We start from the raw sequence: 13,285 nt of genomic DNA, 5'->3' as shown, positions 1-13,285 counted from the left end.
GGTGACGCTTAAAAATTTTAATATATTGAAATTTAATGGATTAATTTAGCCGCTTTACTTTTAATAAATCTAATTTATGGCAGTTTATGTTGATGGTTTTATCGGCCAACTGTTGTTAAAACCATAAGTTGACATAGCCGCTATTTATAAATCATTGGGTTAGCCACTTTCTGCAACCATAAGCTGACAAAAAATATAACCATAAGATGACATAATTTTTTGTTGCTATTAGCGTTCAGATGTCAGAAGAAAGAAAATTACATTCTCAACTTGTTCTATGTCAAAGTTGATCACCGTAAAAATCATTTATGCCCCATTCCGTGGTATCGCACTACCAAGGAGACGCTCGTATTCTTAGCCTATTGACCATATTTTAGTAATGCTACAGAGTGACTGGTGCAATGGTGGCGATTCACTTTACACCTGAGCGCACATAGGAAAACAAAATGGTAAACATTGACTACTCAAACTGGGATGTGAGCCTCCTACAGGCAGCAATAGAATTGGTTCGTTATGAGGGGTTGTGGACGTATGACGAAACCAATTCGTGTTTCGAACTGACAAACGATATGGAGTCACTTGAATCAGCTACGCGGATGAAGGTGGTAGGAAGCGTGGCGCTTGAGCTATTAACTAAATCACTCTGTATCAAGCGTCAAATAGATATTCTAAAGCCACCAAGATCAACAATTCAGCAGATATCTCCTTATCAGGTGTTCGGTGTTAATGCTGAACAAAATTCATGGCTTTCAAGCGTCTTAACCGCACATGGAGTTACTACTGTTGCAGATCTCAATACAGTAACGTTTGCTGATTGTATACAAATGCTTCGTACCGATCCTGCATTGGTCCCGCTTTTAGATAAGGTTGATGATTGGCGGCGGGTACACCGTAATGTTGACTGCCATATTTCACACGACATAATTCTGACATTTGAATATGAACACCGTTTATTAAGTCTTACAAATCAGCTATTGGCCGTGTGCAAGCGAGAAATCTAAGGGAGAGTAATAATGCCTCATGCCTCCACAACGAGTTGACTCGTTGTCTGTGGCGCAGTCAAACGCAGACTTTCTTGCCTAGGGAACCTGCGATTAAGTTAGTACACTGAGGTTTAAATTCACCGAAGTTTCTTCCTCTACTTTTCCCGCACCGATTTTCCAAATTTTGACTAAAAAACAGCAGTTTTACCCCACTTTTAGTCAGTTTTCTGGCTTACTACCGGATTTTAGGTAGTCTTCGGCTCATAGCGTAACATCTGGTCCACTCTGACGATGTTGGCCAACGCAAATAACATCGCCAGATGATTATCGTTTTTCACCAAGCCTTTATAGCGAGCTTTCACAAAGCCGAACTGGCACTTAATGATGCGGAACGGATGTTCTACCTTGGCTCGAATGCTAGCCTTCAAGTACTCAGTTCTGATGAGCACTTTATTGAGCCGTGGATGTTGCTTGAGGATTCTGACTTTGCCCGGGCGTTCTGCGATGAGCCAATCAACCTTCTTATCTGCAAGCGCCTCGCGCTTTTCTGCACCTTGATAACCCGCATCGGCTGACACAAATTGCTCTTCACCGTGCAGCAAATTTTCCAGCTGATTTAAATCGTGCTCATTCGCTGATGTGGTCACCAAGCTGTGGGTTAAGCCACTTTTGGCATCAACGCCAATATGCGCTTTCATCCCAAAGTGCCATTGGTTGCCTTTCTTGGTTTGGTGCATATCGCCGTCACGTTGGTTTTGCTTATTCTTGGTTGAGCTGGGCGCTTCGATAATCGTGGCATCAACTAACGTGCCTTGCGTCATCATGACACCGCATTCGCTGAGCCATTGGTTAATGGTACTGAGTATCTTGCGGGCTAGGGAAGCATATAACAGCTAAACATGGCTTTATCGAATTGACAAAAACTGTCTTTTAAATTGCGGTCTTTACTACCTGTTGAACACGCCACTATTGTGAACCCATGCAGCGGTTTCCAAACGGGTTTTTAATTTTAATTTTTTAAGAATATTTTTTACATGGACTTTTACGGTCCCCTCACTAATACTCAGTTTTTTAGCAATAAGCTTGTTGGATAACCCTTTCGCAATCAGTTTAACAATTTCTCGCTCTCTTGCTGTTAGCAAATAGATATCTCGCTCTGCGCTACTGGGATTATTTTTTAACCCCTCGGTCAGAATAGTCGTAATATCATCGCTGATAGCAACTTTACCAGATGCGGCCTTTTCTAGCGCCAAGAGTAAGTCTTCTGGTTCCATGTCTTTGAGTAAATACCCATCAGCTCCGAGCTTAAACGCACTGACAACATCCTCTTCAAAATTCGATACTGTAAACACCAGAATGCGGCCGGAGAGTTCGCACTCTCTCAACTGGCACAGTGTTTCAATCCCCCCCATCTCTGGCATATTAAGGTCCAATAAGATCAAGTCAGGATCCAATTTCTGCGCTAGGGCAATACCATCTTGCCCACAGTTGCTTTCAGCCACAACCTCAATGATGTCACTCATTTCGATAAGTTGCTTAACGCCATTACGTAGCATGGGATGGTCATCAATCAGCAGAATGGTCGCTTTGTCAGCAATACTTTGTTCATGGCTCTGACTCATCAGGCACTCCTTCTTTGGGAATTCGAATTAGGCGGTAGCAAAGCAAACCTTCACTTCAACGCCACCATTAGCACGATTGCAGATGTGGCAACTTCCCGGTAATAAACTGGCTCGATCTTGCATAATCGTTAAGCCATAGTGATTTAGTGGGGACGCCGCTTGTGTTAAACCAATGCCATTGTCTTGTACTGTCAGAGTGATGTTCTGGCTGCTATCATAGTTCAAACAAACCACTGCATGAGAAGCTTGGCTATGTTTGTAGATGTTATTGAGCGCTTCCCTAACAATCTGCGTAATATGCACTGTCTGGTGTGAAGAAATACTTTGAGGGGGGACGTGATATTCGAGCTCAACGGCAAATCCGAGTTTATGGCTAAATTCGGCAACGGCAGACTCCAGTGCGGGACGCAGCCCTGGCGCATCGAGTTTCAATCGGAATGTTGTTAACAGCTCTCTGAGCTGGCTGTATGCCGATCCCACCTCATGACGCATTTCGCTGATCAGGCTCACCTGTTGCTCATTGAGATTACTCTTTTTCATTTGCAAACAGCTGATCTTCATTTTTAAGCATGACAAAGATTGTGCAATGGAATCATGCAGCTCTCTAGCGATAGCCGCCCGCTCTTCCATCAACATAAGTTGTTTGGCTTTGTAGGCTTTTTGCTCCAGTGATAGTGCAATAGAGATCTGTTCTACCAGCGTGTCTAGGAGTTGTTTATGCTCGTTAGTGATGATTTCGACGTCATGGCAACTCGCTGATAATTCACCATAAGTCGCTTCTTGGTCGGCAAGATTCCATGTGACGATTTGCATGCCATCAGCTACGGGAGGCTGTATGCATAAGTCACAAGTTTTGTCGGCACAGTGCATTGGCCGGTGTTCACTATGGCTGCGTAGTTGGGTGTACTGTCTGCTATCACTATATTCGAAAATCTTTAATTGAAAGCTGGTCAATGGCGTTATCTTTTCCAACTCTTTAAGTATTGGAATATATTTCAGACATTGCTGTTTTTCACTGTGTAGCAAGGTGCTGGCGTTATATAAGAATGTCAGCGATTGATTCTGCATGCGTATGTGTTGAGTTTTCGCAACCACTCGCAGCTCTAACTCATCATACATGTGGCTTAATTTGGCAGACATGCTGTTAATGGCTTCACCAAGCGTATCCATTTCGTCACGATGACGACTTGCATGAAACCGTAGGCTAAAATCCCCTTTGCTAATACTTGCCGCAATCGCAAAAATCTGTCTCCAAGGTTGTAAAATACGGCGCCGTAAAAACTCAGCAGCAATCACAGTTAATGCAATACAAAGCAGAATAAATACCGATTGCACCACCAACGCTAAATGCAAACGCTGCTCAGTTTTTTTGTCGATAGAGATAATAAGCACGTTTAACAGCTCAACATAGTGATTAACTGCGGCTCTCGCATCATCGGGATTTGAGGCCGTTAGTAGCTGGGGTTTTACCTTAGTGTCCCAATAGTGATTTAACTGTTCAAACTGCAGTGTGAGCCGATCGCGCACGAGCACCTCGTTCAAAAAACGCAGGTGCGCGGCGGCCATCGTATGCTCTTGCCCAGAAAGGTTGGTGATCTGCTGTGGTAGGTTGGTGAGTGTTGCTTTTTGCTCAGCAGTCAATGGCAGCATCGACAGCTGTTGATAGCTCTTCATACGCATGGAGCCAATTGCGTCAATGGCATGAGCATTGCCTTGAATGCTCTGTGATAACCAAAAAGAAGCCATCATTCCGCTAATTGCAAGTACGCTAAGTAGTACGAGCAGAATCGCTAGCTTTTTGACAATCGATAATGACGTTAAAAAATGCAGCATGCCTTGGGGTATTGACCTTTTATGTTTGATTTTTGTTAAAATTAAACGCGTGATGAACCAAGCGCGACCAGTGACGTTGAGTCAACTAAGCAAGCTGGAAACCGCAAACTTCAGCCAGTGTTAAATGCCCCTTTGAGCAGCGCCAACGCAGGATCGAACCCCGTTAGATGCCATTAGTGGAGAATGCGCGGCAGATCACCAGCCTTGCCGAACCTCCGCGTTTCCTGCTGCAACAACGCTCAACGAAGGTCAATAGCGCCCTTGCATCTTGAAGAGAATGTCCCAGTGGTTGTGACAAAAGCTGACGATGCCAGCGGCAGATGATATTTTAATCTTTGATTCGACAATTTATATGCCTACTAATAGGTATGCCGTAATAGTTGGATGCGTTGACATGTGGTGCTCTTGCTTAATAGATCTGGTTAGCTATTGATTTTAGAACATTAATATTCTGCGCAGATTGGAAATTAAGAGGTAGTTGGCTCTTTTGTCGGAATATTAGGAATTAAGAGACTTGAGCTGCATCAATTTTATTTGTCGTTGAAGACCGTAAAACCTGTCCCTTCAAATCACTGAAGGGGTGCTACACATGACCACATCTAACTCCTCCTCTAATGCCGTAAACGCGCGAGGGGTCATCCAAAACTGGCAACCAGAAGATCAACAATTTTGGAACTCCATAGGGGAAAAAACAGCCAAACGGAATTTATGGATTTCCATACCCTGTTTACTGCTCGCATTTTGTGTATGGATGTTGTTCAGCGCAGTTGCCGTAAACCTAAATAAGGTTGGCTTCAACTTTAGTACGGATCAGCTGTTCTTGCTGACCGCTTTACCATCAATTTCAGGGGCGTTATTGCGTATTCCTTATTCGTTTGTGATACCTATTTTTGGCGGGCGTCGTTGGACCGCGCTCAGCACGGCGATACTTATTCTCCCCTGCACTTGGATGACTGTCGCGATACAAGACACGACAACACCTTTTAGTATCTTTGTGTTGATCGCGTTACTTTGCGGTTTTGGTGGCGCTAATTTCGCTTCCAGTATGGCCAATATTAGTTTTTTCTATCCGCGGGCGATGCAAGGCGGTGCATTAGGGCTTAATGGTGGGCTGGGTAACTTAGGCGTTAGTGTGATGCAACTGCTGGTACCTTTTATTATCTCGTTTAGTGCATTCGGCATCTTCGCCGGCGCCGGAACGGTACAACCACAAGGAACATCACTTTGGCTACCTAATGCGGCATTGATTTGGATTCCATTCCTGTTGCTGTTTACACTGCTCGCTTGGTTTTTTATGAATGACATTGCGTCCGTTAATGGCTCAATTCGGCAGCAACTACCTGTGCTTAAACGCGGACATTTATGGATTCTTAGTTTCTTATACCTCGCAAGTTTTGGCTCATTTATCGGCTTCTCTGCTGGATTTGCCATGTTAACTAATACCCAGTTTCCTCACGTCAATATCCTGCAACTCGCGTTTTTTGGCCCATTAGTCGGTGCACTAATGCGGCCCATAGGTGGTTGGTTATCGGATAAGCTGGGGGGAATTAGGGTCACTATGGTTAACTTTGCACTAATGACTCTGCTGTCGTTACTGCTGTTTACCACCTTACCCAACGAGCATTCAGAAGGGCACTTTATCGCCTTTTTTGCGGTATTTATGGCATTGTTTGCTACCGCTGGCTTGGGCAGTGGTTCGACATTTCAAATGATCGCGGTAGTGTTTAGACGCCTGACCATAGCCAGGGTGATAGCTGATGGCGGTGATGAAACAGCAGCGCAAACCACGGCGGCTAGGGATACCGCAGCAGCATTAGGATTTATTTCAGCAATAGGTGCCATTGGTGGCTTCTTTATCCCTAAAGCTTTTGGCACATCACTGGCGATGACTGGCTCACCAGTGGACGCAATGAAAGTCTTTGTCGTTTGTTATTTTTCGAGTTTATTAGTGACGTGGTTGGTATATGGCCGCCGCATTAACCAAGGCATGGCCACTCGTTTAAGTAAGGCGAATAATGAAACTCGTTAAGTGACAATCTATTGCAAATTAATGGTTTTGGTCGATGGTGACCAAAGCCATTTTCATGTTGTGAGATATCCTCCGCTATCGCGCGGTATGCCACGCCATACAAGGACGGCAAAACTGACAGCATTTCGTTGTTAGCCAGCGTCGTTATAAGCCAGGATGCCCGTAGCGAGTCGCCGTTAACAGCAAAACATCTACCAAGTGAGAATATGCCAAGATTGGCGCACACCTTTGCAGCATATGTCTGGCGAAAGCCTAAACGCTAAAGAAGAGGCGAATAAGCCCCATGCGAGCGCTGCGTGGGGATGCCGCTTTCAGATGCCAGGCGTAGTTTGCGGCGAATGGCGACCTCTTTGCAAAAATGCGACATGGCAGATAGCGTTGTATGCCATGCCGTCTACGGTAAAAATGATTAACCGTCCCGAGATACGTCAATACCTATAAATAATATGCAGCCAAGGTTGAATCAGCAGTCAAACCTCGCTAAAACCGTTCGTGAGTTCGCCACGGTTAACGATGGAGTATCACTTAATAGTTTATCCGCTAACACCTTCACTCGGTTTATTACAGAAAAAACGAAAATTCGTTTATAAACAATAAGTTAAAATAGACTTGCCTCGTACCGCCTAAGAGGTATTAGCAGCATCTCGCCCAATTTCACTACTCGCGTAATTTGATCTCTATCATGAAATTATCGCAATCGCTTCTCTAAGCTGGCGCCAAATTATGCAATGTCGATGTCTAGTTCATGAGTGGGAACTAGAATGCAGCAGGAGTAGGCGGTATGAGTAAGTTTCTTGATAGGTTCCTTTATTTCAAGCAATTGGGCGACACGTTTGCAGATGACCATGGTCAGACGCTTAAGACCAACAGAGATTGGGAGGATGGCTATAGAAGCCGCTGGCAGCATGACAAAATTGTCCGTTCTACCCATGGGGTTAACTGTACAGGCTCTTGCAGTTGGAAAATATATGTAAAAAACGGTTTGGTCACATGGGAAACACAGCAAACCGATTACCCTAGAACCCGCCCAGACCTGCCCAACCATGAGCCTCGTGGATGTCCCCGCGGCGCGAGTTACTCTTGGTATTTGTACAGCGCTAACCGTGTGAAATATCCCATGGTACGCAAGCGTCTAATTGAGCTGTGGCGAGAGGCGCGGCGTCAACATTGTGATCCCGTTGATGCTTGGGCTGCCATAGCTCGTTCACCAGAAAAGATGAAGACCTACAAGCAGCAGCGCGGCCGAGGCGACTTTATTCGCGCTGACTGGTCAGAAGTGAATGAGATCATTGCGGCATCCAATGTCTTTACTGCGAAAGAATATGGCCCCGACCGTATTGCTGGCTTTTCGCCGATCCCTGCAATGTCGATGGTGTCGTATGCTGCTGGTGCGCGATACTTGTCACTCATTGGCGGTACCTGCCTGAGCTTTTATGACTGGTATTGTGACTTGCCTCCAGCGTCACCAATGACGTGGGGAGAACAAACCGACGTCCCTGAGTCTGCTGATTGGTACAACGCCTCTTACATTATTGCGTGGGGTTCAAATGTGCCACAAACACGCACACCTGATGCCCACTTTTTTACCGAAGTTCGCTATAAAGGCACGAAAACCGTTGCGGTAACCCCAGACTATTCAGAAGTTGCCAAGTTATGTGACCAGTGGCTCAACCCTAAACAAGGGACTGATAGTGCGCTGTCAATGGCGATGGGCCATGTATTACTGAAAGAGTTTCACATAAAACGACAAACGTCGTATTTCCAGGACTATGCTCGACGCTATACCGACCTTCCCATGCTGGTGTTACTGGAGGAGACTGGCGACGGAAGTTATCGAGCGGGCCGCATGTTGCGAGCATCGGACCTAGTGGATGATCTAGGCGAGGCAAACAATCCTGAATGGAAGACCATTGCAATTGATAGTCACACGGGCCAGCTCGTGGCACCACTCGGTTCGCTTGGTTTTCGCTGGGGCGAAAAGGGGAAATGGAATCTTGAAGCTAAAGCGGGTAACACACAGCAGGATGTTGAGCTCCAACTGAGCTTATTAGAGCAGCATGATCAAGTGGTCGACGTGGGCTTTCCCTATTTTGGTGGCACAGCAAGTGAACACTTTGATAGCGTGCCATTGGAGCAAACATTAACCCACAAATTACCAGTGAAGCAGTTAACGCTGGCTGATGGTCGTCAAGCGGTAGTCACTAGCGTATATGATCTTACATTGGCTAACTATGGTGTTGAACGTGGCTTAAATGATGTGAATTGCGCCGCCGAATATCATGAGTTAAAAGCCTACTCCCCAGCTTGGGCAGAACAAGTTACTGGCGTGCCCCAAGCCGATATCATCCGTATCGCCACCGAGTTTGGCGATAACGCGGAGAAAACCCATGGTCGCTCGATGATCATTGTGGGTGCTGGCGTTAACCATTGGTATCACATGGATATGGCATATCGCAGTTTCATCAATATGCTTATTTTTTGTGGCTGCGTGGGTCAAAGTGGTGGTGGTTGGGCACACTATGTTGGTCAAGAAAAACTACGGCCACAAACAGGGTGGCAACCATTAGCCTTTGCCTTGGATTGGCAAAAGCCGCCGCGGCATATGAACAGCACCTCTTTTTTCTATAATCACTCTAGCCAATGGCGCTATGAAACACTGCGCACGGATGAGTTGCTCGCCGCGAATGCCGATAAGTCTAAATTCAGCGGCAGCCTTATTGACCTCAACGTTCGCGCTGAACGCATGGGGTGGTTACCTTCGGCGCCGCAGCTAGACACCAACCCACTATCTATTGCCGCGCAGGCCCAAGCCGCAGGCATGTCCACCCAAGAATATACTGTTAACGCCCTAAAGCACGGCCAGATACGCTTTGCTGCAGAACAACCGGACAAAATACAAAACTATCCCCACAACCTATTTATCTGGCGCTCTAACCTGCTTGGCTCATCAGGTAAAGGCCATGAGTACATGCTAAAATACCTCCTGGGCACAGAACATGGTATTCAGGGGAAAGATCTCGGCGAACAGGGAGCGGTTACACCCGAAGAAGTTGAATGGCAAGACTCGCCCGCCACGGGAAAACTGGATTTGGTGGTGACATTGGACTTCAGAATGTCCAGTACCTGTCTCTATTCAGATATTGTGTTACCTACGGCCACCTGGTACGAAAAAGACGATATGAACACATCGGATATGCATCCGTTTATTCATCCGTTATCTGCCGCAGTTGATCCAGCATGGGAGTCAAAAACCGACTGGGAAATTTATAAAGGCATTGCCAAAAAGTTCTCCGAACTGTGTCACGGGCATCTAGGTAAAGAAACCGATGTGGTGACGTTACCGATTTTGCATGACACCGCGGCAGAACTGGCACAGCCATTTGGTGTCAAAGATTGGAAGAAAGGTGAATGTGAGCTTGTCCCTGGCATCAGTGCACCACACATTATTGAAGTAGAACGCGATTATCCAAATACCTATGCCCGCTTTACTTCATTAGGTCCATTGCTTGATAAGCAAGGCAATGGCGGCAAAGGGATCAACTGGGACACCCAAACTGAAGTCGATTTTCTCAAACAGCTTAACTATTCCCACAGTGAAGGAGCTAATGCCGGTCGGCCTAAAATTGAATCAGCCATTGATGCGGCTGAGGTCATTCTATCGCTGGCGCCGGAAACCAATGGCCAAGTTGCGGTAAAAGCTTGGGCTGCACTCAGTGAAGTTACCGGACGTGATCACACCCATCTTGCCCGTAATAAAGAGGAAGAAAAAATCCGCTTTAGGGACATTCAAGCGCAACCACGTAAGATTATCTCTAGCCCAACATGGTCAGGCCTTGAGGATGAACATGTCTCCTACAATGCTTGCTATACCAACGTTCATGAGCTAATCCCTTGGCGCACACTTTCTGGCCGACAACAACTTTACCAAGACCATGACTGGATGCGCGCGTTTGGTGAAAGCCTCGTTGTGTATCGTCCACCGATTGACACGCGTACCGCTCAGCCACTGTTAGGCAGCAAATCTAACGGTAATGCGGAAAAAGCCCTTAATTTTATTACACCGCACCAGAAGTGGGGGATCCACTCCACCTACAGTGACAACTTAATCATGCTGACACTGTCGCGGGGTGGCCCGATTGTGTGGATAAGTGAAACAGATGCCCGTGAATTAGGTATTGAGGATAACGATTGGATTGAAGCCTTCAATACTAACGGTGCGTTAACCGCACGCGCGGTCGTCAGCCAGCGCGTACCGGCAGGTATGGTGATGATGTATCACGCACAAGAACGCATTGTAAATATTCCGGGTTCAGAGATCACAGGTCAACGCGGAGGCATTCATAACTCCGTCACACGTATCAGCCCTAAACCTACGCATATGATTGGCGGTTATGGCCAGTTGTCTTATGGCTTTAACTACTACGGAACCGTAGGCTCAAACCGCGACGAATTTGTGGTCGTTCGCAAGATGAATAACGTTGACTGGCTTGATGAACAAAGTAACGAAGCCGCACAAAGTAAATCTGAACAGGAGAATATCTAATGAAAATCCGTTCTCAAGTCGGCATGGTGCTGAATCTCGACAAATGTATTGGTTGCCATACCTGTTCAGTCACCTGTAAAAACGTATGGAGCAGTCGCGAAGGCGTGGAATATGCTTGGTTCAATAATGTGGAAAGCAAACCGGGCGTGGGCTATCCCAATGAGTGGGAAAACCAAGAAAAGTGGCGAGGCGGGTGGATCCGTAAAATCAATGGCAAAATTGAGCCTAAAGCAGGTGGCAAACTCAGCTTGTTATCTAAAATTTTTGCCAACCCGCACATGCCAACGATTGATGACTATTATGAGCCGTTCAGCTATGACTACGAGCATCTGCAACAGGCCAAACAGAGTAAACATCAGCCCGTCGCTAGACCTCATTCACTGCTCACAGGTGAGCGTATGGATAAGGTCACCAAAGGCCCTAACTGGGAGGAGATCTTAGGGGGCGAATTTGCTAAGCGTAGTAAAGATAGCAACTTTGCCAACATGCAAAAAGAGATGTACGGCCAGTTTGAAAACACCTTTATGATGTACCTTCCTCGCTTGTGTGAGCATTGCCTCAACCCTGCCTGCGTAGCGACCTGCCCTAGTGGAGCAATCTATAAACGGGAAGAAGATGGCATTGTCCTTATCGATCAAGATAAGTGCCGCGGCTGGCGTATGTGTTTAACCGGATGCCCTTATAAGAAAATTTACTTCAACTGGAAAAGTGGTAAGTCTGAAAAGTGCATCTTCTGCTATCCGCGTATTGAGGCTGGTCAACCCACAGTATGTTCAGAAACCTGTGTTGGCCGCATTCGTTATCTCGGCGTTATGCTCTATGACGCGGATCGGATTGAGCAAGCGGCATCTACCGAACATCAAACCGATCTTTATCAGCGTCAGTTAGATATTTTTCTAGATCCTCATGATCCCGAAGTTATTGCTGAAGCATTGGCACAGGATATCCCTATGTCAGTGATTGAAGCGGCTCAACAATCGCCTGTCTATAAGATGGCCGTTGATTGGAAGTTAGCACTCCCGTTACACCCTGAATATCGTACCTTACCTATGGTGTGGTATGTACCACCGTTATCCCCTATTCAATCAGCCGCAGATGCTGGCATGTTGCCGCACGATGGTATTCTGCCGAATGTGGAAAGCTTACGCATCCCCGTACAATACCTCGCTAACTTACTCACTGCCGGTGATGAAAAACCGGTGCTAACGGCACTTAAACGCATGTTAGCAATGCGCCAGTTTAAACGAGCCGAGACCGTCGAAGGTGTGCGAGACACTCGCGCCCTTGACGAAGTCGGCCTCAGCGTTGCGCAAGCACAGGAGATGTATCGCTATTTAGCTATCGCAAACTATGAAGATCGCTTCGTCGTGCCATCTAGCCACAGAGAGTTGGCCAGAGAAGCATTTCCTGAAAGCAAGGGCTGTGGTTTTAGTTTCGGTGATGGCTGCCATGGTAGTGATAGCAAGACAAATCTATTTAATAGCCGACGTATCGATGCCATTGATGTCGGTGCGACATCGACTAAAAGATAGGCTGGGGGGATTTAATTATGATTAGCTTAATCATCATTGCGCGCTTATTAGAATACCCTAGCGAAGCCCTTTGGGAACACTGCGATGAGCTGTTTCACGAAGCGATGCAGGCCAACGAACTCACCAATGAACACAAGCAGCAATTGCTAGACACCATGACGGCGCTACTGAAAATGCCGTTCCTAGATGCACAAGCCGATTACTGTACCTTGTTTGATCGTGGGCGCTCGACCTCTTTGCTACTGTTTGAGCATGTGCATGCTGAATCACGTGATCGCGGCCAGGCAATGGTTGATCTCATGGCCCAGTATGAAGCGGCGGGATTATCGTTAAATAGTCGAGAACTGCCCGATTTTCTACCGCTTTACTTGGAGTTTCTTGCGCATCAACCTCACGCCAAAATGCTCGAAGGATTGCAGAATATTGTTCCTATTCTTGCGTTGCTAGCAGCACGGCTATACCAACGCCAAAGCCATTATGCCACGTTGTTTGATGTACTAATTTCACTTACAAATAGCGAAGTTAGCACCACCGAGTTGCAAGACAAAGTGGCCAGTGAAGCACGTGACGATACACCAGAAGCACTCGATGCCGTCTGGCAAGAGGAGCAAATCACATTCATGGGAGATGCAGGTTGTTCTACCAGTGAGCAAACGCAACATCAACGTCGTTTTGCGGGCGCGGTCACTCCGCAATATCTCAATGTTGAAGCATTACATACTGCTGGCTCATGTGGAGACTAA

General features: G+C 46.5%; 7 protein-coding genes and 1 pseudogene. 5 read left to right on the top strand and 3 right to left on the bottom strand.

Annotation, left to right across the window (positions count from 1 at the left end; genetic code table 11):
* Window positions 1–446 precede the first annotated feature (446 nt).
* Entirely contained in the window at window positions 447–1,001 is a 555-nt protein-coding gene (locus L9G74_RS06535) for a hypothetical protein (protein ID WP_238895492.1), read from the top strand.
* A 227-nt stretch (window positions 1,002–1,228) separates the two neighbouring features.
* Here L9G74_RS06535 and L9G74_RS06530 read toward each other — a convergent pair.
* The 3 genes and pseudogenes from L9G74_RS06530 to narX all read right to left on the bottom strand — a co-directional run.
* Window positions 1,229–1,861: pseudogene (locus L9G74_RS06530) on the bottom strand (IS5 family transposase); the annotation flags it as partial.
* 69 nt (window positions 1,862–1,930) lie between these two features.
* The gene (gene narL, locus L9G74_RS06525; protein WP_238895491.1) at window positions 1,931–2,605 is read right to left on the bottom strand and encodes a two-component system response regulator NarL; all 675 of its coding nucleotides are present in this window, start codon (window positions 2,603–2,605) and stop codon (window positions 1,931–1,933) included.
* Between the two features lie 27 nt (window positions 2,606–2,632).
* Window positions 2,633–4,438, bottom strand: a complete 1,806-nt coding sequence (gene narX, locus L9G74_RS06520) for a nitrate/nitrite two-component system sensor histidine kinase NarX (protein WP_238895490.1) — start codon at window positions 4,436–4,438, stop codon at window positions 2,633–2,635.
* Between the two features lie 589 nt (window positions 4,439–5,027).
* On the opposite strand from narX, the gene L9G74_RS06515 reads away from it, so the two are divergent.
* The 4 genes from L9G74_RS06515 to narJ all read left to right on the top strand — a co-directional run bounded on the left by L9G74_RS06515 (window position 5,028) and on the right by narJ (window position 13,285).
* Complete coding sequence (locus L9G74_RS06515; protein ID WP_238895489.1) at window positions 5,028–6,467, top strand: NarK family nitrate/nitrite MFS transporter; 1,440 nt, start codon at window positions 5,028–5,030, stop codon at window positions 6,465–6,467.
* 781 nt (window positions 6,468–7,248) lie between these two features.
* Complete coding sequence (locus L9G74_RS06510; protein ID WP_238895488.1) at window positions 7,249–11,010, top strand: nitrate reductase subunit alpha; 3,762 nt, start codon at window positions 7,249–7,251, stop codon at window positions 11,008–11,010.
* The gene (gene narH, locus L9G74_RS06505; RefSeq protein ID WP_238895487.1) at window positions 11,010–12,542 is read left to right on the top strand and encodes a nitrate reductase subunit beta; all 1,533 of its coding nucleotides are present in this window, start codon (window positions 11,010–11,012) and stop codon (window positions 12,540–12,542) included. The genes L9G74_RS06510 and narH overlap by 1 nt, the downstream gene beginning before the upstream one ends.
* A 17-nt stretch (window positions 12,543–12,559) precedes the next feature.
* On the top strand, window positions 12,560–13,285 hold the full coding sequence (gene narJ / locus L9G74_RS06500; protein ID WP_238895486.1) for a nitrate reductase molybdenum cofactor assembly chaperone: 726 nt from the start codon (window positions 12,560–12,562) through the stop codon (window positions 13,283–13,285).

The organism is Shewanella electrica (assembly GCF_022321485.1).
In the GTDB taxonomy this organism is placed as follows: domain Bacteria; phylum Pseudomonadota; class Gammaproteobacteria; order Enterobacterales; family Shewanellaceae; genus Shewanella; species Shewanella electrica.
The sequence above is the reverse complement of the archived record's forward strand: the minus strand, read 5'-3'. Positions and strand labels throughout refer to the sequence as shown.